The 23,604-nt window shown below is 71.8% G+C and carries 21 protein-coding genes, 1 tRNA gene and 1 pseudogene; 15 read left to right on the plus strand and 8 right to left on the minus strand.

Features of this window, described 5'->3' with window-relative positions:
• Positions 1 to 60 precede the first annotated feature (60 nt).
• The 9 genes from ACFV7Q_RS17150 to ACFV7Q_RS17190 all read left to right on the plus strand — a co-directional run bounded on the left by ACFV7Q_RS17150 (position 61) and on the right by ACFV7Q_RS17190 (position 10,651).
• The gene (locus ACFV7Q_RS17150) at positions 61 to 813 is read left to right on the plus strand and encodes a DUF4118 domain-containing protein (protein WP_385429141.1); all 753 of its coding nucleotides are present in this window, start codon (positions 61 to 63) and stop codon (positions 811 to 813) included.
• A 250-nt stretch (positions 814 to 1,063) separates the two neighbouring features.
• The gene (gene kdpF / locus ACFV7Q_RS17155; protein WP_360623224.1) at positions 1,064 to 1,153 is read left to right on the plus strand and encodes a K(+)-transporting ATPase subunit F; all 90 of its coding nucleotides are present in this window, start codon (positions 1,064 to 1,066) and stop codon (positions 1,151 to 1,153) included.
• A gap of 8 nt (positions 1,154 to 1,161) precedes the next feature.
• Positions 1,162 to 2,826 carry a potassium-transporting ATPase subunit KdpA gene (gene kdpA, locus ACFV7Q_RS17160; RefSeq protein ID WP_385429143.1) on the plus strand — a complete coding sequence of 555 codons (1,665 nt, stop codon included), beginning with the start codon at positions 1,162 to 1,164 and terminating at the stop codon, positions 2,824 to 2,826.
• A complete protein-coding gene (kdpB, locus tag ACFV7Q_RS17165) occupies positions 2,823 to 4,976 on the plus strand; it encodes a potassium-transporting ATPase subunit KdpB (protein ID WP_385429144.1) in 2,154 nt (717 codons plus the stop codon). The genes kdpA and kdpB overlap by 4 nt, the downstream gene beginning before the upstream one ends.
• A gap of 5 nt (positions 4,977 to 4,981) precedes the next feature.
• Positions 4,982 to 5,659, plus strand: a complete 678-nt coding sequence (locus tag ACFV7Q_RS17170) for a potassium-transporting ATPase subunit C (RefSeq protein WP_385429146.1) — start codon at positions 4,982 to 4,984, stop codon at positions 5,657 to 5,659.
• A gap of 119 nt (positions 5,660 to 5,778) precedes the next feature.
• On the plus strand, positions 5,779 to 6,465 hold the full coding sequence (locus ACFV7Q_RS17175; RefSeq protein WP_385429147.1) for a response regulator: 687 nt from the start codon (positions 5,779 to 5,781) through the stop codon (positions 6,463 to 6,465).
• A 70-nt stretch (positions 6,466 to 6,535) separates the two neighbouring features.
• Complete coding sequence (locus ACFV7Q_RS17180) at positions 6,536 to 9,079, plus strand: ATP-binding protein (protein ID WP_385429149.1); 2,544 nt, start codon at positions 6,536 to 6,538, stop codon at positions 9,077 to 9,079.
• 673 nt (positions 9,080 to 9,752) lie between these two features.
• Positions 9,753 to 10,559 carry an SDR family NAD(P)-dependent oxidoreductase gene (locus tag ACFV7Q_RS17185; RefSeq protein ID WP_385429151.1) on the plus strand — a complete coding sequence of 269 codons (807 nt, stop codon included), beginning with the start codon at positions 9,753 to 9,755 and terminating at the stop codon, positions 10,557 to 10,559.
• Between the two features lie 14 nt (positions 10,560 to 10,573).
• Entirely contained in the window at positions 10,574 to 10,651 is a 78-nt protein-coding gene (locus ACFV7Q_RS17190; protein WP_385429173.1) for a 50S ribosomal protein bL37, read from the plus strand.
• A 74-nt stretch (positions 10,652 to 10,725) separates the two neighbouring features.
• Here the strand turns inward: ACFV7Q_RS17190 and ACFV7Q_RS17195 are convergent, their stop codons facing one another.
• On the minus strand, positions 10,726 to 11,187 hold the full coding sequence (locus tag ACFV7Q_RS17195) for a DUF1648 domain-containing protein (RefSeq protein ID WP_385429153.1): 462 nt from the start codon (positions 11,185 to 11,187) through the stop codon (positions 10,726 to 10,728).
• 544 nt (positions 11,188 to 11,731) lie between these two features.
• On the opposite strand from ACFV7Q_RS17195, the gene ACFV7Q_RS17200 reads away from it, so the two are divergent.
• The 4 genes from ACFV7Q_RS17200 (at position 11,732) to ACFV7Q_RS17215 (ending at position 16,556) form a co-directional block, all read left to right on the plus strand.
• Entirely contained in the window at positions 11,732 to 12,544 is an 813-nt protein-coding gene (locus ACFV7Q_RS17200) for an SDR family NAD(P)-dependent oxidoreductase (RefSeq protein ID WP_385429155.1), read from the plus strand.
• 80 nt (positions 12,545 to 12,624) lie between these two features.
• Positions 12,625 to 13,404: a GNAT family N-acetyltransferase gene (locus ACFV7Q_RS17205; RefSeq protein WP_385429157.1), complete on the plus strand. Its 780-nt coding sequence runs from the start codon at positions 12,625 to 12,627 to the stop codon at positions 13,402 to 13,404.
• A 513-nt stretch (positions 13,405 to 13,917) separates the two neighbouring features.
• Complete coding sequence (kdpF, locus tag ACFV7Q_RS17210; protein WP_385429159.1) at positions 13,918 to 14,007, plus strand: K(+)-transporting ATPase subunit F; 90 nt, start codon at positions 13,918 to 13,920, stop codon at positions 14,005 to 14,007.
• Between the two features lie 2 nt (positions 14,008 to 14,009).
• A complete protein-coding gene (locus ACFV7Q_RS17215; protein WP_385429160.1) occupies positions 14,010 to 16,556 on the plus strand; it encodes an ATP-binding protein in 2,547 nt (848 codons plus the stop codon).
• A gap of 196 nt (positions 16,557 to 16,752) precedes the next feature.
• Here ACFV7Q_RS17215 and ACFV7Q_RS17220 read toward each other — a convergent pair.
• Positions 16,753 to 16,826: transfer RNA gene (locus ACFV7Q_RS17220), tRNA-Pro, on the minus strand.
• Positions 16,827 to 16,972: 146 nt separating this feature from the next.
• Between ACFV7Q_RS17220 and ACFV7Q_RS17225 the strand changes: the two genes are divergently transcribed.
• Together ACFV7Q_RS17225 and ACFV7Q_RS17230 are read left to right on the plus strand one after the other, a co-directional pair.
• Positions 16,973 to 17,674, plus strand: coding sequence for a transketolase (locus ACFV7Q_RS17225; RefSeq protein ID WP_385429162.1), 702 nt, complete (start codon positions 16,973 to 16,975; stop codon positions 17,672 to 17,674).
• Positions 17,675 to 17,686: 12 nt separating this feature from the next.
• A complete protein-coding gene (locus ACFV7Q_RS17230; RefSeq protein WP_385429163.1) occupies positions 17,687 to 18,583 on the plus strand; it encodes a transketolase family protein in 897 nt (298 codons plus the stop codon).
• A gap of 16 nt (positions 18,584 to 18,599) precedes the next feature.
• Here the strand turns inward: ACFV7Q_RS17230 and ACFV7Q_RS17235 are convergent.
• The 6 genes and pseudogenes from ACFV7Q_RS17235 to ACFV7Q_RS17260 form a co-directional block, all read right to left on the minus strand.
• Positions 18,600 to 18,982: pseudogene (locus ACFV7Q_RS17235) on the minus strand (MmcQ/YjbR family DNA-binding protein).
• Between the two features lie 85 nt (positions 18,983 to 19,067).
• Complete coding sequence (locus tag ACFV7Q_RS17240; RefSeq protein ID WP_385429165.1) at positions 19,068 to 19,619, minus strand: GAF domain-containing protein; 552 nt, start codon at positions 19,617 to 19,619, stop codon at positions 19,068 to 19,070.
• Positions 19,616 to 20,257 carry an ATP/GTP-binding protein gene (locus ACFV7Q_RS17245; protein WP_385429167.1) on the minus strand — a complete coding sequence of 214 codons (642 nt, stop codon included), beginning with the start codon at positions 20,255 to 20,257 and terminating at the stop codon, positions 19,616 to 19,618. The genes ACFV7Q_RS17240 and ACFV7Q_RS17245 overlap by 4 nt, the downstream gene beginning before the upstream one ends.
• Complete coding sequence (locus tag ACFV7Q_RS17250) at positions 20,235 to 20,654, minus strand: DUF742 domain-containing protein (protein ID WP_385429168.1); 420 nt, start codon at positions 20,652 to 20,654, stop codon at positions 20,235 to 20,237. The genes ACFV7Q_RS17245 and ACFV7Q_RS17250 overlap by 23 nt, the downstream gene beginning before the upstream one ends.
• A complete protein-coding gene (locus ACFV7Q_RS17255; protein ID WP_385429170.1) occupies positions 20,654 to 21,169 on the minus strand; it encodes a roadblock/LC7 domain-containing protein in 516 nt (171 codons plus the stop codon). The genes ACFV7Q_RS17250 and ACFV7Q_RS17255 overlap by 1 nt, the downstream gene beginning before the upstream one ends.
• Complete coding sequence (locus ACFV7Q_RS17260) at positions 21,166 to 23,250, minus strand: sensor histidine kinase (RefSeq protein ID WP_385429171.1); 2,085 nt, start codon at positions 23,248 to 23,250, stop codon at positions 21,166 to 21,168. Before ACFV7Q_RS17260 ends, ACFV7Q_RS17255 begins: the two co-directional genes overlap by 4 nt.
• Positions 23,251 to 23,604 lie beyond the last annotated feature (354 nt).

Consider the following 23,604-nt stretch of genomic DNA (forward strand, 5'->3'; position numbering starts at 1 on the left):
CCTGATCCGACCCGAGGGGTTCCCGCACCACGGGTCACGTCATCGGACAGGAGGCGCCACATGTCCGGGTACCGCTTCCACAGTGGGCTCGTCATGGCTGCGGCCTTGGCAGCACCCTTCGCAGTGGCTCTCGCGCTCGTGCCCTTCCGTACCGATCTCTCGGCGACGAACGCCGCTCTGATCATGGTCGTGTCGGTGGTGGCCGTCGCCGCCGTGGGCACCCGGGCGGCCGGCGCGGTCGCCGCGCTGTCGGCGGCCGCCTGGTTCGATTTCTTCCTCACCAGGCCCTATCAGCGCTTCACCATCGCTGACCGCGACGACATCGAGACCGCCGTCCTCCTGCTCGTCGTCGGCTTGATCGTCTCCCAGCTCGCAGTGCGGGTCCGTCGGCTCCGGGCAGTGGTGGTCACCGACTCCGCCCATCTGGCCCGGCTTCAGGAGACCGCCCGTCTGGCCGAATGCGGAGGCTCGCCCGAGGCCGTGGTGGAGCACGTCCGGAGGGAACTCGTCGATCTGCTCGGGCTGCGCGGCTGCCGCTTCGAGTACGGCAGCCTGATGGGCCGCCTGCCCCGCCTGGAGCACGACGGCGGCCTCTGGCTCCGCAGCGGTGCCCGGGTCGTCGAGTACGCCACGTGGCCCGACGGCGAAACCGAACTGCGTGCCGTCGGCGGTGGTCACTACTACGGCCGGTTCCTCCTCGACCCGGTTCCGGGCCGTCCCCTGCCTCCGGAGGAAGCCCGGCTGGTCGCCGTCGCCCTTGCCGCCCAGGCTGGCGCGGCCCTGGACACGGCGGGTCTGGCCCGGACGGGATGAAAGCCGCACTTCGCCGCCGGTCACAGCGATCGCCGTAAGGAGTGCGTTAAAGGTTCCCGTGCCCCCGTATGGACCTCATCAAGGTCTCTTAACGCGGAGGGCGACTCACGGTTTGCTCTGTCTCGGCCACTCCGGCCGATTCCATCTCATCACTTCATCAGGAGCTCACGATGGCCGACCTGGCCTTCGTCCTCACCACGGTCGCGATCTTCGCGCTGGTGGGTCTCATCGCCAAGGGGGTGACCAAGCTGTGACCGTCGAGAACATCGTCGGCCTCGTCGTGGCCGTCGCCCTGCTCGGTTACCTCGTCCTCGCCCTCGTCAAGCCGGAGAGGTTCTGAGTCCCGATATGAGTCCCCAGATCGCTGGTGTGCTCCAGCTGCTCGCGCTGATCGCCGCGCTCGCGCTGGCCTACCGTCCGCTCGGCGACTACATGGCCCGCGTCTACTCCTCCGAGAAGCACTACGCACCGGAGAAGTGGATCTACAAGGCCATCGGCGCCAACCCGTCCGCCGAGATGCGCTGGCCCGCCTACCTGCGCGGCGTCCTGGCCTTCTCGGCCGTGAGCGTCCTCTTCCTCTACGCCCTCCAGCGGCTCCAGGGCTCGCTGCCCGGCTCGCTCGGCTTCGCCTCGATCGACCCGGACCAGGCGTTCAACACCGCCGCCTCCTTCGTCGCGAACACCAACTGGCAGTCGTACTACGGCGAGCAGGCCATGGGCCACGTCGTGCAGACCGGCGGCCTCGCGGTGCAGAACTTCGTCTCCGCCGCCGTCGGCATGGCCGTGGCGGTGGCCCTCGTACGGGGCTTCGCCCGGTCCCGCACCGGCGAGCTCGGCAACTTCTGGGCCGACCTGGTGCGCGGCGTCTTCCGGATCCTGCTGCCGATCTCCGTGATCGGCGCGATCATCCTCGTCGCCTGCGGCGCGATCCAGAACTTCGCCGGGATCCACGAGGTCGGGCAGTTCATGGGCGGCACCCAGCAGTGGAACGGGGGCGCGGTGGCCTCGCAGGAGGTCATCAAGGAGCTGGGCACCAACGGCGGCGGCTACTTCAACGCCAACTCCGCCCACCCCTTCGAGAACCCCACCCCCTTCTCGAACCTGTTCGAGATCTTCCTGATCCTGGTCATCCCGTCCGCGCTGACCCGGACCTTCGGCAAGATGGTCGGGTCCGTGCGTCAGGGTTACGCGATCCTCGCGACCATGGCGATCATCTGGATCGGCTTCACCGCGCTGATGATGTGGACCGAGTTCGCCGGCAACGGCCCGGCCTTCGAGCTCGCCGGCGGGGCGATGGAGGGCAAGGAGACCCGGTTCGGCATCGGCGGCTCGTCGATCTTCGCCGTGGCCACCACCCTGACCTCCACCGGCGCGGTCAACTCCTTCCACTCCTCCTACACCGGCTTCGGCGGCGGCATCACCATGCTGGGCATGCAGCTCGGCGAGATCGCACCGGGCGGTGTGGGCTCCGGCCTCTACGGCATGCTGATCATGGCGATCATCGCGGTGTTCATCGCCGGCCTCATGGTCGGCCGCACCCCCGAATACCTGGGCAAGAAGATCGGCACGCGCGAGATCAAGCTCGCCGCCTGCTACATCCTCATCACCCCGGCGCTGGTGCTCTGCTTCACCGCCGCGGCCATGGCCCTCCCGACCCCGGGCAACTCGATGACCAACTCCGGCGCTCACGGTTTCTCCGAGATCCTCTACGCCTACACCTCCGGCGCCAACAACAACGGCTCCGCCTTCGCCGGCCTGAACGCCGACACGCAGTGGTTCAACTCGACCATCGGCATCGCCATGCTGCTGGGCCGCTTCCTGCCCATGGTGTTCGTCCTGGCCCTCGCCGGCTCGCTCGCCGGGCAGAAGCCGGTCCCGGAGACGGTGGGCACCCTGCGCACCGACAAGCCCCTCTACGCCGGCCTCCTCGTCGGAACCATCCTCATCATCACGGGTCTGACCTACTTCCCGGCCCTGGCGCTGGGTCCGCTCGCCGAAGGGCTGGCGTCATGACCTCCGAAGTCAAGAAGCAGGACACCATGCCCCCGGCCAAGGACACTGTCACAGCCACTCCCACCCGTGCCCCGCACCAGGATGTCCCCACCGGCCACAAGCCCGGCGGCGGCCGCGTCGGCGGCGGTCTCTTCGACCCCAAGCAGCTGCTGAAGTCCTTCCCGGACGCCGTGCGCAAGCTCGACCCGCGCGTGATGGTCAAGTCGCCGGTCATGTTCGTGGTCCTGATCGGCTCGGTGGTCACCACCGTCCTGGCGATCAAGGACCCGACGGACTGGTTCGGCTGGGCGATCACCGCCTGGCTCTGGCTGACGACGATCTTCGCCAACCTGGCGGAGGCCGTGGCCGAGGGCCGCGGCAAGGCCCAGGCCGACACCCTCCGCAAGGCCAAGACCGACACCGTCGCCCGCCGGCTCACCGCCGACGGCAAGGCCGAGGAGCAGGTCCCCGGCACCGATCTGAGGATCGGTGACCTGGTGGTCTGCGAGGCCGGCGACGTCATCCCCGGCGACGGCGACGTGGTCGAGGGCGTCGCGTCCGTGGACGAGTCGGCCATCACCGGTGAGTCGGCCCCGGTCATCCGGGAGTCCGGCGGCGACCGCAGTGCGGTCACCGGCGGGACGAAGGTCCTCTCCGACCGCATCGTCATCAAGATCACGACGAAGCCCGGTGAGACCTTCATCGACCGGATGATCAACCTGGTCGAGGGGGCCGCCCGGCAGAAGACGCCGAACGAGATCGCCCTCAACATCCTGCTGGCGTCCCTCACGATCGTCTTCCTGCTGGCCGTCGTCACCCTCCAGCCCTTCGCGATCTACGCGGGCGCCGAACAGTCGATGATCGTGCTGACCGCGCTGCTGGTCTGCCTGATCCCGACCACCATCGGCGCGCTGCTCTCCGCGATCGGCATCGCCGGCATGGACCGCCTGGTCCAGCGCAACGTCCTCGCCATGTCCGGCCGCGCGGTCGAGGCCGCCGGCGACGTCTCCACCCTGCTGCTCGACAAGACCGGCACCATCACCCTCGGCAACCGCCAGGCCGCCGAGTTCGTCCCCGTCAAGGGCACCACCGCGGCCGAGCTCGCCGATGCCGCCCAGCTGTCCTCCCTCGCCGACGAGACCCCCGAGGGCCGGTCCATCGTGGTCCTGGCCAAGGAGAAGTACGGGCTGCGCGAACGCCACCAGGGCGAGCTCGCCCACGCGGAATGGATCGCCTTCACCGCCCAGACCCGCATGTCGGGCGTGGACGTCGACGGCCGCAAGGTCCGCAAGGGTGCGACCGGGTCCGTCGTGGCCTGGGTGAACGAGCGCGGCGGCGAGGTCTCGGACGACGCCCAGACACTCACCGACACGATTTCGCAGGCCGGCGGTACGCCGCTGCTCGTCGCGATCGAGGACGAACAGGGCGCCCGTGTCCTCGGTGTCATCCACCTCAAGGACGTCGTCAAGGAGGGCATGCGCGAGCGGTTCGACGAGCTCCGCCGCATGGGCATCAAGACGGTCATGATCACCGGCGACAACCCGCTCACCGCCAAGGCCATCGCCGAAGAGGCGGGCGTCGACGACTTCCTCGCCGAGGCCACCCCCGAGGACAAGATGGCCCTCATCAAGCGCGAGCAGGCCGGCGGCAAGCTCGTCGCCATGACGGGCGACGGCACCAACGACGCGCCCGCGCTCGCCCAGGCGGACGTCGGCGTGGCCATGAACACGGGCACGTCGGCCGCGAAGGAGGCCGGCAACATGGTCGACCTCGACTCCAACCCGACCAAGCTCATCGAGATCGTCGAGATCGGCAAGCAGCTCCTGATCACCCGCGGAGCCCTGACCACGTTCTCCATCGCCAACGACGTCGCGAAGTACTTCGCGATCATCCCCGCGATGTTCGCCGTGGTCTACCCGGGCCTGGACAAGCTCAACATCATGGGCCTGGCCTCGCCGGAGTCCGCGATCCTGTCCGCCGTCATCTTCAACGCGCTGATCATCATCGCGCTCGTGCCGCTCGCCCTCAAGGGCGTGCAGTACCGCCCGACCAGCGCCGACAAGATGCTCCGCCGCAACCTCGGCCTCTACGGCCTCGGCGGCCTCATCGCCCCGTTCATCGGCATCAAGCTCATCGACCTGCTCATCTCCCTCATCCCCGGGATCGCGTGACCGTCATGAACACTTCCGTAGGCAACACAGCACGTCTGATCGGGGCGGGCTTGAGGGCCCTGCTCGTCCTGACGATCGTGTGCGGCGTGCTCTACCCTCTCGCCGTGACCGGGATCGCCCAGGCACTGTTCAACGACAAGGCCAACGGCTCGGAGATCAAGGACGGGAGCGGGCAGGTCGTCGGCTCCTCCCTCATCGGACAGACCTACAACCTGCCCAAGAAGGACCCCAACGACGCCGAAGAGGCGGCCAGGCCGGACTTGAAGTGGTTCCAGCCGCGCCCCTCCAACGGCCTCGGCTCCAACAGCGTCAACACCCAGTACTCCCTGATCCTCTCCGGCGCCACCAACCGGGCCGGCGACAACCAGGAGCTGATCAAGTGGGTCACCGACGCCAAGGCTGCCGTGGTCGCCGACAACTCCACCGCCACCTACAAGGTCAAGCCGCAGGACGTACCGGCGGACGCGGTCACCTCCTCCGGCTCCGGCCTGGACCCGAACATCTCCCCGGAGTACGCCGAACTCCAGATCCACCGGGTGGCTGAGAAGAACGGCCTGACCGTCGCCCAGGTGGAGAAGCTCGTCAAGGACAACACCGAGGGCCGCACCCTCGGCTTCATGGGCGAGCCCCGCGTCAACGTGCTGGAACTCAACACCGCCCTCAAGGCGCTGTCCAAGAACTGATGGTTCACCTCGCACGGACCGAGAGCCGGCAGGGCGCCGAGTTCCCCCAGCCACCGCTGGGGGCCCGCGGCGCCCCGCCGGTCTCTCCCGTGCTCGTATCGAAGGAAGGCTGCACACCGATGACCCGGGTGCTCGTGGTGGAGGACGATCCTCAGCTCGTCCGCGCACTCAAGATCAATCTCCAGGCGCGGAAGTTCGACGTCGAGGCGGCGTCCGACGGCGGCTCGGCCCTGCGGCTCGCCGCCGCCCGCAAACCCGATGTCATCGTCCTCGACCTCGGGCTGCCCGACATGGACGGCATCGAGGTCATCAAGGGAGTGCGCAGCTCCAGCAAGGTCCCGATCCTGGTCCTGTCCGCCCGGCACACGTCGGAGGACAAGATCCGGGCGCTGGACGCGGGCGCGGACGACTACGTCACCAAGCCCTTCAGCATGGACGAGCTCCTGGCCCGGCTGCGGGCGGCCACCCGCAGACAGGCGGAGCCGGACCGGCGGGCCGACGACGTCACCGTCATCACGACCGACGGGTTCAGCATCGACCTGCTGGCGAAGAAGGTGCGGCGCGGCGACCGCACCGTACGGCTGACCCCGACCGAATGGCACCTCTTGGAAATCCTCGTCACCCACCCCGGGCACCTTGTCTCCCAGCAGCAGCTGCTGCTGGAGGTCTGGGGGCCCACGTACAGCGAGAACACCAATTACCTGCGCGTCTACATGGCCCAGCTCCGGCGCAAACTGGAGGCGGACCCGTCCCACCCCCGGTACCTGATCACGGAACCGGGCATGGGTTACCGCTTCGAACCGTGACCGGCCCGCGGCCGGAACGGTTCCGGGACCACGCGCACAGACCTGTCAGCACACACGAGAAGTCGGCATCATGGGACGCGGAAAGCTCCGTATTTACCTCGGCGCGGCACCGGGCGTCGGCAAGACGTATTCGATGCTCTCCGAGGCACACCGTCGGATCGAGCGGGGCACCGACTGCGTCGTCGGCTTCGTCGAGCACCACAACCGGCCGCGCACCGAGGTGATGCTGCACGGCCTGGAGATGATCGAGCGGCGCGAGATCGAGTACCGGGGCAGCACCTTCACCGAGATGGACGTCGACGCGATCCTCGCGCGGCGTCCGGCCGTGGCACTCGTCGACGAGCTCGCGCACACGAACGTGCCCGGGTCCCGCAACGCCAAGCGGTGGCAGGACGTGGAGGAGCTGCTCCAGGCCGGGATCGACGTGGTCTCGACGGTCAACATCCAGCACCTGGAGTCGCTGGGCGACGTCGTCGAGACGATAACCGGGGTCCGGCAGCGGGAGACCGTCCCGGACGAAGTCGTCCGCCGGGCCGACCAGATCGAACTGGTCGACATGTCCCCGCAGGCCCTGCGCCGCCGCATGGCCCACGGCAACGTCTACAAGCCCGACAAGGTCGACGCCGCGCTCTCCAACTACTTCCGCCCCGGCAACCTCACCGCCCTGCGCGAGCTGGCCCTGCTGTGGACCGCCGACCGGGTCGACGAATACCTGCGCGAGTACCGCGGCGAGCACAACATCCGCACCACCTGGCAGGCCCGCGAACGCATCGTCGTCGGACTCACCGGCGGCCCCGAAGGCCGCACGCTCATCCGTCGCGCCGCACGCCTGGCCGAGAAGGGCGCCGGCGGGGAGGTCCTGGCGGTCTACATCGCCGCCAGCGACGGCCTCAGCTCGGCCTCGCCCAAGGAGCTGGCCGTCCAGCGCACCCTGGTGGAGGACCTCGGCGGCACCTTCCACCACGTCATCGGGGACAAGGTCTCCGACTCCCTCCTGGAGTTCGCCCGCGGGGTCAACGCCACGCAGATCGTGCTCGGCGTGAGCCGGCGCCGCTCCTGGCAGTACGTGTTCGGCCCGGGTGTGAGCGCCACCGTCGCCCGCGAGTCCGGCCCCGACCTGGACGTACACATCGTCACCCACGACGAGGCCGCCAAGGGCCGCGGCCTGCCGATCCCCCGTGGCGCCCGGCTGGGACGCTCCCGGATCATCTGGGGCTGGCTGACGGCCGTCGCCGGCCCGGCCCTGCTCACCCTGCTGCTCAGCCAGGTCGTTCCCGATCTCGGGCTCGCCAACGACATGCTGCTGTTCCTCACCCTCACCGTGGCGGCCGCGCTGCTGGGCGGGCTGCTCCCGGCACTCGCCTCCGTGGCCGTCGGCTCGCTCGTCCTGAACTACTTCTTCACCCCGCCCCTCCACCAGCTGACCATCTCCGACCCCCGCAACATCGTCGCCATCTCGATCTTCGTCGGTGTGGCGGTGTCGGTGGCCTCCGTGGTGGACCTGGCCGCCCGCCGCACCCACCAGGCCGCACGGCTGCGCGCCGAGTCCGAGATCCTCTCCGTCCTCGCCGGGAGTGTGCTGAGGGGCGAGGACTCCCTCGAGGCTCTGCTGGAACGGCTCCGCGAGACCTTCGCGATGGACTCCGTCGCCCTCCTGGAACGCTCGAGTGAGGTCGACTCCTGGACCACGGCGGCCGCTGTGGGCGACCAGCCCGTCGGCCGCCCGGATGACGCCGACGTGGACATGCCGATCGGGGAGAACATGTCCCTGGCCCTGTCCGGCCGCGTGCTACCCGCCGAGGACCGGCGCGTCCTCGGGGCCTTCGCCGCCCAGGCCGCCGTCGTACTGGACCGGCAGCGGCTGGTCGACGAGGCCGAGGAAGCCCGCCGACTGGCGGAGGGCAACCGCATCCGCACCGCCCTGCTGGCCGCCGTCAGCCACGACCTGCGCACGCCGCTGGCCGGCATCAAGGCCTCCGTCACCTCGCTGCGCTCCGACGACGTCGAATGGTCCGAGGAGGACAAGGCTGATCTCCTGGAAGGCATCGAGGACGGTGCGGACCGCCTCTCCGCCCTCATCGGCAACCTGCTCGACATGTCCCGGCTCAACACCGGCACCGTCGTACCGCTGATCCGTGAGACCGACCTCGACGAAGTGGTCCCGATGGCGCTGGGCGGCGTACCCGAGGACAGTGTGGAGCTCGACATCCCCGAAACGCTCCCCATGGTCGCCGTCGACCGGGGCCTGCTCGAACGCGCCGTCGCCAACATCGTCGAGAACGCCGTCAAGTACAGCCCCGCCGGCCGGCCGGTCCTCGTCTCCGCCAGTGCACTGGCCAACCGGGTGGAACTGCGCGTGGTGGACGGCGGCCCGGGTGTCCCGGACGAGGCCAAGGAGCGGATCTTCGAACCCTTCCAGCGCCACGGCGACGCCCCGCGCGGCGCCGGCGTCGGACTCGGCCTCGCCGTCGCCCGAGGCTTCACCGAAGCCGTCGGCGGCACCCTCACCGCCGAGGACACCCCCGGCGGCGGCCTCACCATGGTCCTCACCCTGCCCATAGCCGGAGACGGCCCTGCGGTGGCGGCGGAGCTCCCGACCTCAGCGGTTACCTGAAGAGCCGGCGAACAGGACGGCCGACAACACACGTGAGCCGTCCGGCCCGGTATCCCCACACCGGTCGCCGGACGGCTCATGTGTTGTGCGACGGGCATCCGGCGCGTGCTCGCTCCGAGTCCGGACCCCCCGGCCGGATCGTGCGTGCCGCCGGCGGTGTTCAGGTCACTCGCCGCTGGATACGTGCCACGGAACCGTCATTCCGTCACCGTCGCCACAGCAGTCTCACCTATATCAGCGCAGGTACATGACCGTCTTGACGTGTTCCTTCCGCGGCGGCACCCATCCTTGACGGACTCCTGATGGGTGTCCGAACTGCTGTTGCGCTGCGCAGCTTTCGCGCCATCAGAAGGTCATCAAGGACCTGCCAGGAGGCTTGCCGCCGCACATCGGATGCGCTGGGATGAGGTCATGAACAGCGGTCCGCGCTACGACGACCGGCCACCGAGTCAGGTGCCGCCGGCAGCGCACGCTGTCCCCGCAACCGTCTGACACCGACGCGCGCGTCTTCTCCGCGTACCCGCCCTCGGCCTTGCGCTTCCCGAAATGCCGCCGCCGGAGCTCCGTACGCGTCTCCCCTTCACCGCACGACTGAGCCGACGTCCCGCCTCACCCGCAACGGTGGGATCCGGTACGTCGGCCACGCCCGTTTCCAGGAAAGCGAGAATCCGCCATGCCTCCGTCCCTGCTCGGACGCACCGTCCTCGTCACCGGAGCCACCTCCGGCATCGGCCATGAGACCGCCCGACTGCTCGCCGAACGCGGCGCCACCGTGCTCCTGCACGGCCGTACTGCCGAGGAGGCCCGGGCCGCCGCGGACCGGCTGATCGCGGCGTCCGGCACCGACGCCTCCCGCCTGCGCCCCCTCGCCGCCGACTTCGTCCACCTGGGGGAGGTCGAGTCCCTCGCACGTACGGTGGTCCGGGAACACCCGCGGCTGGACGTGCTCGTGAACAACGCCGCCATCGCCGCGCCCGAGCGCCACACCGTCACGGCCGACGGCAACGAGATCGCCTTCCAGGTCAACTTCCTCGCCCACTACCTGCTCACGAACCTCCTCGAGGAAGCCCTGACCAGCGACCCGGGCGGGCGCGTCGTCAACGTCTCCTCCTCCCTCCACCGCACCGCCGCGATCCAGTGGAACGACCCCAACCGCACCCGCCGGTACGCCCGGCTGGCCGCCTACGCCCAGTCCCAGCTGGCGCTCACGATCTTCGCCGCGGACCCGCGGGTGACCGCCGTCTCCGTCAATCCCGGGACCTGCGAGACCGGCCTACTGCACCTGTACGGGTACCAGGGAGCACCCGCCGCCGAAGGCGCGCAGCACGTCGTACGGCTCTGCGACCCGGCAACCGAGATCGTCAACGGCGCCTACTACGACCGCTCCGAACACATGGCTCCGGCCGCCGCCGCGACCGAGGACCGCACCGTCAAGCGCCTCACCAAGCTCGCCGACCTCCTCGTCGGCCACACTTCTTGAAGGGATTCACCACGATGTCCAAGCGCGCCCGCAAGAAGCGAGCCCGTCGCAAGAAGGCCGCCAACCACGGCCGCAAGGCCGGCCAGCGCTAGCCTCCACCAGTTCCCGCCGCGGGGCGGCCCTCCTACCAGGGCCGCCCCGCACACGTTCCTGCATGCACCCTCCATCAGGTGCGGGCCCGGGTGCGGACCACGCCCAGCCAGCCACCCAGTCCGGCCAGTACCGCTGACAGCCCCGACACCACGGCCCACACCACAGGCGAATCGGCCTCACGCCAGTCCGCGTGGTCCAGGTTGGACAGGACCACGCACGCCTGCACACCGGCGAGGAAGACACCGCCGGACAGCAGAGCAGCGGCGGTCCCCGCCCTGAACCGCACGCTCGCGCCCACTCCGGCGCGCCGGCACACCAGCAGGACGACCAGCACGAGCACGGCCCACATCAGGCCCGGCAGCAGCGCCGCGGCCCAGAAGGGCATCGAGTCGTCGGGAGCACCCGCGCTGCCGTCCCAGTGGGTCGCCAGCCGGTCCGGCAGCCTGTTCCGCACGGCCCACGGCAGGCCGGTCACGGTGGTCAGGACCGCCACCGACCACACTCCGACGCTCCACCCGGCAACGCTTCTTCGCATCGGTCGATCCCCCATGGCCGCTCCCTCGTCCCACGCGGCCCGACAGTGAGCCGCTCTTCGCCGACCAGGCTTCCCGGCACACCACTTTCACCCTATCCGCCCAGCAGGACGGACGCAGTACGGGACGCCCGCAGGCGGAGGCACTCCGAGCCCGGTCGCCCGGCTGCCGACCCGACCGTCATGACCGCATACGGGTGTCGTCAAAGACGGGTGAGGCCCCTTGAGTCCGGTCCGGCAACGCAGTTGTATGGCTGACGTGAACAGCGGTCTGCGTCATGACGACCAGCCACCGTCATGGCGGAGCCGTGCCGGTGTCACGCCGGTGCCACCGGCCGGCCGCGCTGCTCATCCACCGGTGCGGTAGGGCTTGCTTCCCCGCGCCCTCCCTGCCCACGGCCGCTGACTGCCCGTCACCTCACCCGGCCGTGCCCCACCCGGGCACGCCCCGCACCATCAGGGGCGTGCCCGGGACTCGTTCCCTCAGCTCCACACCCATCGCCCGCACCTGCGCTGGTCGCACGTGCCCGTACCCAGGAAACGGACCATGTCGTCTGCCACCCTGTCCGGCCGCACCGTCCTGGTGACCGGAGCCACTTCCGGCATCGGCTACGAGACTGCACGGCACCTCGCCGAACGCGGCGCCACCGTCCTTCTCCACGGCAGGAACGCCGAAGAGGCCCAAGCCGCCGCAGCCGATCTCGCCTCGACTGCCGCCGAGTCCTCCACCTCGCAACTGGTGCCGGTGTCAGCCGACTTCAGCCGCCTGGAGGAGGTGGAGCGGCTCGGAAGGTTCGTGGCGGGTCACTACCCGCGCCTGGACGTACTGGTCAACAACGCGGGCATGGCCGCACCCGAGCGGCACACCGTCACCTCCGACGGCAACGAGATCGCCTTCCAGGTGAACTTCCTGGCCCACTACCTGCTCACCCATCTACTGGAGCCGGCCCTCACCTCCGAACCGGGCGGCCGCGTCGTCAACGTCTCCTCCGCCCTGCACCGGACCGGCTCCATCCAGTGGGCCGACCCCAACCGCACCCGCCGCTACTCCCGGCTCGCCGCATACGCGCAGTCGCAGCTGGCACTGACCGTTTTCGCCGCCGACCCCCGCGTCACCGCTGTCTCCGTCCACCCCGGCGTGTGCGACACGGGCCTGCTCCACCTGTACGGACACGAGGGCGCGACCCCCGCCGAGGGTGCCCGGCACGTCGTACGGCTCTGCGACCCGACCACCGAGATCGTCAACGGCGCCTACTACGACCGCTCCGAGCGGGTCGCGCCGGCCCCCGCCGCCACTGATGACCGCACCGTCAAGCGCCTCACCAAGCTCGCCGACGTCCTCGTCGGCCACACGGCCTGAACACATCCATCACACAGACCCGGCGGGTGGGGCGGCCCAAGGCGGTGGGCCGCCCACCCGTCGATCCCGGGGGCATCACCGTGATCGAGATCCTGTCACACCAACTTCCCTCCCTGAACCGGTGGTTCGCGGCGGGCGCCGCCGGTCCGGCAGCCCTGGTGGAACACTCCCTGGCCACGGGCACCGGCCGCTGGTGGGCCGACCGGGCCGTCCAGCCACGGGTGCTGGCCGTATCCTGCGCCGACCAGGTGCTGCTGCGCGGCGACCCGGCCTCGCTGGTACCCGGCTCCCTCGCCGCCTTCGCCCGCAGCTACGTCGAGGCACCCGCCCGCTTCGGGCCGGCCCTGTACTCCGCGTTCGACCGGGTGACCCCGTGGGAGCGGATGGTCTACGTCCACCAGCACCGGGTGAACATGCCCAAGGTGCCGCGCGGTGTGACCGTACGGAGGCTGACCGCCGACGACGCACCCGCCCTCGCCGCACTCGACCCTCAGGCCGCATGGATCCACGCCACCTGGGGCAGCCCTACCCACCTGGCCGCTGCAGGCTACGGCTGGGCCGCCTTCGACCGGGACGGGTGGATGGCCGCCGTGGCCGTCACCCGCTTCCGGGGCAGCGCGTACGAGGACCTCGCCGTCCTCACCCACCCCGACCGGCGCCGTGAACACCTGGCGCTGGCCTGCGTGACCGGGCTCACCGCCGATGTCGCCGCGCGCGGCCGCACTGCCAGTTGGTGCTGCTCCCGGGACAACCGCGCCAGCCGCCTCCTCGCCTGGACCGCCGGATTCCGGCTGGTCCGCGAATACGTCCACCACGTGACGGGACGGCCCTCGGCCCGCGGAACCAGGATCGCCGCCTGACCACCCGCAGGAAAGAACCCCAACCACAACAAGCAGGGCCGGCCTCCGCCGGCCGCTGCCCCACCGGGCGAGCGGTGTCGGCCGCTGGACCTCCTCGGCGCTGACGTACAGCAGCGGGGGAGAGCACGACCAGGCCGATGACCTCGGGACTCACCCGGACCTCCGACACTCCGGGTACCAGTGCGACGGCGAGGCCGGCCACAACGAGCGGTGAGGGAGCCGGAATTCGCCAGCGCCGTACGCCCGTGGCCACCACTGTGACCAGCACCACGAGAAGCATGACCGTACCCACGCTGCGCATGTGGCCCCACCCGAGTCGATGCGGACCGAACGGACCGCACTTCGCCGATCAGGCTTCCCGGCACACCGCCTTCACCCCATCGGTGCACCGGCCGTCAACGCGGCATCAGTGATCCGCTCAGGTGGTGTCAAGAACGGGCCGGGGACGTGTCGCCGGCTTGATCGCTGGTGTTCGCTGGTGAGGTTGAGGTCGTACGGAGAGGTCGAATACGGGTGAGCACGGAGACTGTCGTAGGCATCCTCATCGCGGTGAGCCTCGTCGGCTATCTGGTCCTGGCGCTCTTCTTCCCGGAGAAGTTCTGACCATGGCCGTGGTGGAGGGAACGGTCCCCGCAGCCGAATTCGCAGGACGGCCGGGCATACGGCCCGGCAGGCTCAAGGTCTTCCTGGGCGCGGCGCCCGGAGTGGGCAAGACCTACCGGATGCTCGACGAGGCCCACCGCCGGGCGGCCCGCGGCGCGGACGTGGTGGCCGGCTTCGTCGACTGTCACGGCCGCCCGCACACCGAGGCCAGGCTCGGAGGGCTGGAGGTCCTCCCGCCTGCCGGGTACGAGTACCCCGGCGGCCGCTACTGCGAGCTGGACCGGGAGGCGCTGCTGGCCAGGCGGCCGCAAGTCGTGCTGATCGACGAGCTCGCCCACACCAACGTCCCCGGGGCGGGCCGTCATCCGAAGCGCTGGCAGGACGTCGAGGAGATCCTCGCCGCCGGGATCGATGTCGTCACCACCCTCAACATCCAGCACCTGGACTCGCTCAGCGACGTAGTCGGCAAGATCACCGGGGTGCCGCAGCGGGAAACCGTCCCCGACGAATTCGTCCGCCGCGCCCACGAGATCGAACTCGTCGACATACCCCCCGAGGGGCTACGCCGTCGGATGGCCCACGGCAACATCTACCCACCGGAACGGATCGACGCCTCCCTCGCCAACTGGTTCCGGCCGGGCAACCTCATCGCCCTGCGGGAACTGGCCCTGCTGTGGCTGGCCGGGCGCGTGGACGAGGCCCTGCAGAAGTACCGCACCGAACACGGCATAGACGGCGTCTGGGAGACCCGGGAACGGGTCGTGGTCGCCCTCACCGGCGGCCCGGAGGGCGAAACGCTCATCCGCCGCGCGGCACGCATCGCCGGCCGCTCCGCCGGCGGGGAACTCCTCGCCGTGCACGTCACCCGCAGCGACGGCCTGGCCGCCGGGGTGTCGCACGCGGCGCTGGCTTCCCAGCGGGCCCTGACCGAGGACCTCGGCGGCAGCTACCACTCGATCGTCGGCGACGAAGTGCCCACCGCCCTCGTCGACTTCGCGACGGCGGAGAACGCCACTCAGCTCGTGCTCGGCACGAGCCGGCGCGGCCGGGTGGACCGTTTCCTCACCGGCCGGGGCATCGGCGAGACGGTGGTGGAGCTGTCCGAGGACATCGACGTCCACATGGTCACGCACGAGCGGGCGGGACGCGGCCGGCTGCTCCCCTCCCGCAGGCGCACCCTCCCCACCTCCCGGCTCGTCGCGGGACCGGTCGCCGCCCTGCTGCTCCCCTTACTCCTCAGCGCGGTCCTCGACCGCATGCGCGGCACCCTGAACCTCACCAGCGAAGCCCTGCTGTTCCTGGTCGTCGTGGTCGGCGTGGCCTGCATCGGCGGGGTCACCTCCGCCCTGGTCGCAGCGCTGACCGCCGCGCTGCTGCTCAACTACTGGTTCATGCCGCCCATGGGCCGGTTCACCATGGGCGACCCGGACAGTGTGCTGGCCCTGGTGGTCTTCGCCGGTGTCGCCGCGATCGTCGCGGCCGTGGTCGACCGGTCCCTACGGCTGTCCCGCCGTGCGGCGCGGGCCACGGCCGAGGCCGAGACACTCTCCTCCCTGGCGGGCAGCATCGTGCGGGGCGACCAGACGATCCCGGCGCTGCTGGAACGCACGAAGGAAACCTTCGGCATGGAGTCCGTCGAACTGGCCCTGGAGCCCATCGCTGCCGATGGCGGACCGACCTCCGCCCTGGTGGTGGCGGCGGGACCCGAGGCGGCGCTCGTGCTGCGGGGGCGTCCGCTGCCGTCCTCCGACCGGCGCGTGCTGGCGGCCTTCGCCGCGCACGTCGGCGCCGCCGTCGAGAAGGCCCGCCTGACCGAGGCCGCCGCCGAAGTGGAACCCATCAAGGCAGCCGACAAGCTGCGCACGGCCCTGCTCCGGGCGGTCAGCCACGACCTGCGCACCCCGCTGGCGGGCGCGCTGGCCGCAGTCAACTCCCTGCGCAGCACGGACGTCGAGTTCTCCGACGAGGACCGGGCCGAACTGCTGGCTTCCGCCGAGGAATCACTGCTCAGGCTGCACCGCCTGGTGGAGAACCTGCTCGATTTGAGCCGCCTGCAGGCCGGAGCGCTGACCCTCGAACTGCGCCCCGCCTCGCTGGAGGAGGTACTTCCGGCCGCGCTGGAATCGTTGGAACTGGATACGGTGGCCGGCCCCCGCGTCGACGTACAGAGCCTGGAAGCGGCACCGGCGGTGCTGGTCGACCCGCCCCTCCTCGAAAGGGTGCTGGCCAATCTCGTCGGCAACGCGGTGCGCCATTCCCCCGGAGACCGTCCGGTCCTGGTGACCGCCAGCGCCCTCGCCGAGCGGGTCGAGATCCGGGTCGCCGACCGTGGCCCCGGGATCGACGCCACCGACCGCGAGCGCGTCTTCGAACCCTTCCAACGCCTCGGCGACCGGGACAACTCCGCCGGCCTCGGCCTCGGCCTGGCCCTGGCCCGGGGGCTCACCGAAGCGATGGGCGGCACCCTCGCACCCGAGGACACGCCCGGAGGCGGACTGACCATGGTGGTGTCCCTCCCCACCGCCGAACCGATCCGGCAGTACCCCTGACTCACCCACCAGAAGGCCCGGCGCCGGCAGGCACCCCACGAGCGTGACGGCCGGGACACTGCCTGGCAGGATCACAGAGGAGGTTCCGGGGTGCTCGGAGGCGACGGGCCGGCTGGTCCCCACGTGGTCCCCGAAAATGATCCAGGGGCTGTTTTGGAATGATCCAAAACAGCCCCTGATCTGCGACTCTTTCGAGTCGGGACGACAGGATTTGAACCTGCGACCCCTTGACCCCCAGTCAAGTGCGCTACCAAGCTGCGCCACGTCCCGATGCCCGCTGACCTGGGGTTTCCCCCGGCCCATCGCGCACGAGAACAATACCGCACTTCCCGGGTTGGTCGCGCGCAGGTTTCGGTCGTGGGGTCGGCGGGGGCGGCAGTTGACCTCGACCGCGGTTGAGGTTGCAGGATCAATGCATGACACAAGGAACCGCGGACACGGAGTTCCGCCACCAGGACCTGGGGCGTCTCATGGCGCTCATGACCGGGGCAGAGAAGCACGGGCCGGCCGCCACGTCGACCCTGGACGTGCTGTGGGTGCTCTACGACCGGGTGCTGCGGGTCGAGCCGGGCACCGCCGAGGACCCCGCGCGGGACCGCTTCCTGCTGTCCAAGGGGCACGGGCCGATGGCGTACTACGCCGTGCTCGCCGCCAAGGGCTTCTTCCCCGTGGACTGGCTGAGCGGCTTCGGCTCGTACGACTCCCCGCTCGGCCACCACCCCGACCGGGTGCTGGTCCCCGGCGTCGAGATCGCCAGCGGCTCGCTCGGGCACGGGCTGCCACTGGCCGTGGGCAGCGCGCTCGGTCTGCGGGCCCGGGGGCTGGCCGATCCGGCGGTGTGGGTGCTGGTCGGCGACGCCGAGCTCGACGAGGGCAGCAACCACGAGGCGCTCGCCTACGCGGGTGCGGCAGGGCTGGAGCGGCTGCACACGGTGGTGATCGACAACGACTCGGCGACCCACGGCTGGCGGGGCGGGATCGCCTCCCGCTTCGAGGCGGCCGGCTGGTCCGCGGTGACCGTGGACGGCCGGGACCACGAGGCGCTGTACGCCGCGTTCACCGCACCGCATCCGGGACGGCCGCACGCCGTGGTCGCACGCGTCGAGAAGAAGGCTTGAGGGGAGAAGACCATGGACAACATGCGGGAGCGGTTCATCGCGGTCACGTCGCGGGTGCTCGACGAGGACCCCCGACTGGCCCTGGTGCTGGCCGAGATCAGCATGGACGGGTTCCGGCCGGCCCTGGAGCGCCACCCGGACCGGGTGATCAACGTCGGGATCCGTGAGCAGCTGCTGGTCGGGGTGGGCGGCGGGCTGGCCCTCACCGGCTTGCGGCCGGTCATGCACACCTTCGCGAGCTTCCTCGTCGAGCGGCCGTTCGAGCAGCTGAAGCTGGACTTCGGGCACCAGGGCACGGGCGGGGTCCTGGTCAGTGCGGCCGCCAGCTACGACTGGCCGGCCGGCGGTTTCACGCACATGTCACCGGGTGACGTGGCGCTGATGGACACCCTGGACGGCTGGACGGTCCACGTGCCGGGCCACCCGGACGAGGCCGAGGCCCTGCTGCGGCACGCCTATGCCGCTGGCGACGACAAGGTGTACGTCCGGCTCTCGCTGCAGTCGAACACGGCTCCGCGCCCGGTGGACGGCCTGCACATGCAGACCGTACGGGAGGGGGGCGCCGGGGTGGTGGTCGCCGTCGGCCCGCTGCTGGACGAGGTCCTCGCCGCGACCGAGGGCCTCGACGTGACGGTGCTGTACGCCGCCACCGTGCGCCCCTTCGACGAGGCGGCGCTGCGCGCGGCCGTCGGGCGGGCCACGGCCGACGTCGTCCTCGTCGAGCCCTACCTGGCCGGCACCTCCTCGACGGCCGCCGCGCAGGCGCTCGTGGACGTGCCGCACCGGGTCCTCGGACTGGGGGTCGGCCGGGCGGAGCTGCGCCGCTACGGCACGATCGAGCAGCACACCGCGGCCCACGGCCTGGACGCACGCTCCCTACGGGAACGGATCACCGCGTTCCTGCGGTGATGCCGCCCACGCCGGGTCAGTCCCCCACCAGCTCCGGATGGGCCTCGGCCAGCCGCTCGGGTGCTGCCTGCCGCCAGGAGTCGACCAAGACGGCCCGCAGCTCGGCCGTGTCCTCCAGCGCCCCGGGCGGACCCGGAGCCAGGAGTAGTCGTCGTCGTGGCCGGCCCGGACGAAGAACTTCTCCGGCTCGGCGGCGATCAGCTCCGCCCGGTCCTCCTCGGGGCACTTGACGCCCATCGTGGTGTCGTCGTCGCCCAGGGCGGCGAACACCCTGCCGCCCACCCGGAACGCGGGCATGCCCCAGGAGAGCTTCCCGCTGCCGTCCGGGAGCGACAGCGCGGTCGTACGGACGTCCTCGGCGGTCACCCCCGTTTCAGGGCTCCTCTCCGGTCGGGCCACGGGGCCACCGGCCACGGGCCACGGGCCACGTCAGGGACCGTAGCGCCCGGCAGCCCGGCACTGACGACCGCCCGTCCGAGGCCGTTCAGCCCGCCCGCGCCGCGTCCTCCCGCGCCCCCACCAGGTCCGCGAGGTCCGCCGCCAGGGACTTCACGGCCGCCAGGCCATCCGTCCCCCACCTGCGGGGCTCCACGTCGACCGCGCACACCGTGCCCAGGACCATGCCTTGACGGTCGGTCAGCGGAGCGCCCGCGTACGACCGCACCCCGCTCTCGTCGACCACGGCGTTCCCCGCGAACCGCGCGAAGTCCCGTACGTCCTCCAGTACCAGCGCCCGCCGCCGCACGACCACGTGCGGGCAGTACCCGTGGTCCCGTGGCAGCACCCGCGCCGGGTAGCCGCTGGGCGGCGCGTCCGGCGCATGGTGCAGGCCGGCGAAGAACTGCCGTTCCTCGCCGACGAAGTTGACCCCCGTGTACGGGGCCTGCAGCACCTCGGCGATCCGCCGGGCGAAGGCGTCCAGCTCGGTGTCCGGCCGCTGCCCCAGGCCCAGTTCGCGCAGCCGGACGGCGCGCGCGGGTGCCTCCCGGTCCACCGGCGTGAGCAGCAGGTGTCCGGTCGACTCGTAGTACGTCATGGCGGTTCCCCCCATTCCGAATACCGAACCGGCCGCTGTGGTGCGGCCGGGGACAGCAGATGGTGGACGAGGCGGGCGAGCACCCCCGTCCCGGAGCCCGGCAGCCGCGCGTCGCACCGCACGACGGGCACGCCGGGCGCGAGGCCCACCGCCTCGCGGACCTCCTGCGCGGTGTAGCGGTGTCCGTCGTCGAACTCGTTGACGGCGACGACGAAGCCGATGCCGCGCCGCTCGAAGAAGTCCACGGCCGGGAAGCAGTCGTCGAGGCCGCGCGTGTCGGCGAGCACGACCGCCCCCAGCGCCCCGGTGCACAGCTCCTCCCACAGGAACCAGAAGCGCTGCTGGCCGGGGGTGCCGAACAGGTAGAGGACGTGGCGCTCGTCCAGGGTGATCCGGCCGAAGTCGAGCGCGACGGTCGTGGCCGTCTTCGCCTCGACGCCGTCCAGCCGGTCGGCGGCCTCGCCGATGCCGCTGATCAGCTCCTCCGTGCACAGCGGCTCGATCTCGCTGACGGCGCCGACGAAGGTCGTCTTGCCCGCCCCGAAGCCGCCCGCGACCAGGATCTTCAGCGTCGTGGGCGGAGCCGCGGCGGACGCGCCGCAGCCGGTACGGGTGTCACAGTCGTCGACGTAGGCCATCGAGCACCGCCCGGAGCAGGGTCTGGTCATCGGCTGCGGCGAACGTTCCGCCGCCCGGGAACCGGGGGGCCTGCGCCGTGACGGCCCCGGATTCCATCAGGTCGGACAGCAGCACCTTCACCACGCCGGCCGGGAGCCGCAGCTGCCCCGCCACTTCGGCGACGGTGACGGCGGCGGCTCCCGCGCACAGGCGCAGGGCCAGGGTGTGCTCGGCGCCGAGGGCGGTGCGCGGCCGCACCCCGGTCGCGGTGACCAGGGACAGCAGGTCGAGGGCCACCGCCGGCCGGGTCCGTCCGCCGCTGGCCGTGTACGGGCGCATCACCCGCCCGGCCGAGTCGTCGAGCCAGGGCGTCGTCTCGCGCGGGGCCCCCCTGCCGTGCGCGGCCCGGGCCCGCATCAGGCCCGGCCTGCGGCGGGCCGCCGCGGCGGGGCCGCCAGGTACGGGCGGACGCTCTTGACCAGCATGGCCATCTCGTAGCCGAGGACGCCCGCATCGGCCTCCCGGTCGGCGAGGACGGCCAGGCAGGTGCCGGAGCCGGCGGCCGAGACGAAGACCAGCGCGGTGTCGAGCTCGACGACCACCTGCCGGACCTCCGCGCCGTCACCGAAGCGGGATCCGGCGCTGCGGCCGAGGGAGTAGAGGCCGGAGGCCAGTGCCGCCAGGTGGTCGGCGCTGTCGGCGTCGAGGCCGTGGAGGCAGGTGACGAGGCCGTCGGCGGTCAGGAGCACCGCGCTGCGGGCGTACGGGACCCGCTGGACGAGGCCGCTGAGCAACCAGTCGAGATCGGAGAGCCGGGTGGCCGTCGTGGTCGCCGCCCGTGCGGGTTCCGCTGCCGCTGTCGGGCCCGTCGCGGTGGCCGTTTCGCCGCCCATGGTGGTGCGCTCCTTGCCGGGGTGGGGGTCGGGGGTCATGCGTCGTTCTCCGAGTGGGCGAGGCCGAAGCCGCGCCGGAAGGCCGCCATCAGGCCCGGATCGTGAACGGGCTGGTCGGGGGTGTGGGACCGTCGCGGGGCGGGGGCGTCCCGCAGTTCGGGGGCCAGATGGGCCTGGGCACGCCGGCGGGGCAGGGGCGGCCGGTCCGGGTCGGTCCGGGCGGCCGGCACGGACGCCGCCGACGGCACCGGCACCGGCACCGGCACCGGCGGTGCCGCGGCCGGGGCGCCGGTACGGGCCCCGGCGGCGGGCCAGGGCTCCGCCGGGTGCGCGGCCACCCGCGGATCCGGTCCGAGGACCGGGCCCGGACCCCCGCCCGGGGCGGGGCCGGGCACGAGGCCCGGACCGGAACCCGGATCGACGCCGGAACCGGCACCGGAGACCGGGTCCGGGACCAGGCCGGGGACGAAGCCCGCGCCCACACCGGAACCGGCACCGGGGCCGGGGCCGGGGCCGGGGCCGGCGTCCTGCTCCGGGACCTGGACGGGAGCCATCCGCCCCGAGCCGGGCGCCGCCGATGCTCCCGCTGACCGAGCCCCGGCCGCGTACGGGGCCTGCGGCTGCGGCGGCTGCACCGGAGCCGGGGCAGGGGCAGGGGCAGGGGTCGGCGCCGGAGCCGGAGGGCCGTCCCCCGGTCCCGTGGGCGCCGTACGGCCGGCCCGCGGCCCCGGGGCAGCCGTCGCCCAGGCCGGTGCGGTGGGCCGCGGGGCCGCGGGCTCGGGGCGGGGCACCGACACCCGTGCGGGCTCCAGCGGTGGCATCCCCGGCGCGGGCCCGGCCCCCGCTCCTGATCCCACCGCCCCCTGCCCGGTTCCCCACGAGGTGGCCCGGGAGCCGCCGGACGCGTCGGCGGCGCCGGGCGCCTCCGCGCCCAGCAGGTCCTGGGGCAGGACGAGCACGGCGAGCACCCCGCCGTAGATGTTGGACTTCAGCTCGACGGCGATCCCGTGGCGCCGGGCCAGCGCCGAGACCACGTACAGGCCGATCCGCCCGTCGGCCAGCAGGTGCCGCACGCTGACCTGGTCGGGGTCGGCGAGGAGGGCGTTCATCCTGTGCTGCTCCGCGGCCGGCATGCCCAGCCCCCGGTCCTCGACCTCCACCGCGATGCCCGCGGTGACCCGCTCGGCGCGCACGACCACGTCGGTGTCCGGGGCGGAGAACACCGTGGCGTTCTCGACCAGTTCGGCGAGCAGGTGCACCACGTCGGCGACGGCGTGGCCGCGGACGGTGCCCCCGGCCGGCGGCACCACCTTGACCCGGGTGTACTGCTCGACCTCCGCGACGGAGGAGCGCAGCACCTCGCTCAGGTCGATGGGGCGGGTCCACTGGCGGCGGGAGCCGGCGCCGCCGAGCACGGCGAGGTTCTCGGCGTGCCGGCGGATCCGGGTGGCCAGGTGGTCGACGTGGAAGAGCTCCTTCAGCAGGTCGGGATCCTCGACGGTGTCCTCCAGCCCGTCGAGCAGCGAGATCTCGCGGTGCACCAGGGACTGCAGGCGGCGGGCGAGGTTGACGAAGACCTCGACCTTCCGGTCGCTGTCGGAGGGCGCGGGGGGTCCGGCCAGGCGTACGAGGGCGGCGTGCGCCTGCTCGCGGGCGCCGCGCAGCTCCTGGGAGAGCAGCCAGAACTCGTCGACCCGGCCGGGGTCGGTGCCGGGCGGCGGCGCGGTCGGGCCGCCGCGGACCGGGCGGGCCGGCTGCTCTCCTCGTTCCAGTCGCTCCGCGGCGGTCCGCAGCTCCTGGCGTCCGCGCACGCTGGAGCGGCGCAGGGCCTCGCAGCGGTCCCGGACCGCCCTGGCGCTGCGCTGGGCGCCGAGCAGGGCGGCGGCGAGCGCACCGGCGACGAGCAGGGCGCAGCCGAAGAGGACGGGCCAGAGCCGGGCGTCCCGGTGACCGGAGCCGCCGCCGAGCTGCAGGGTGAAGATCACCGCGGCGGTTCCGCTGAGACCGGCGGCGAGGGTGGGCAGCAGGGCGGCGCGCACCATCTGGGGCCGTATCTGCCGCTCAGGACCGGTGGCGGCATGTCTCGACGGGGTGGGGCGGGCGGCGCGTGGTCCGGACATCGGCGTCCTCAGGCGTCCTCATACGTGGGCCCGGGCCCCCAGGGGTTCCGGGGCCCGGTGTTGATCACCGGATACCCACGCTAGACCGCAGGATCCCGCCGCTGAGGGCCAGTTGGGGAAGTTCACCGGGGTGCTTCCCGCTCCCGAGGGGGCGCTCGTACGGCAGCCCGAATCCGCCGGGAGCGCGTGTTCGGGCACGGCTCCGCGGCCCGAAGGCACCTCTCCCCGCCCGCCCGTGCGATGGCTGGCCCCGCCGTCCGTCGCCCCGCCGCGCCCGCCGGGCGGGGCGGGGCGGTCACGGCCGACCGGCCGTCACCTCTCGCCGGCGAGATCCAGGTCGCGGTCCGACGGCTG

It is taken from the genome of Streptomyces sp. NPDC059851, from assembly GCF_042732005.1.
Classification (GTDB): domain Bacteria; phylum Actinomycetota; class Actinomycetes; order Streptomycetales; family Streptomycetaceae; genus Streptomyces.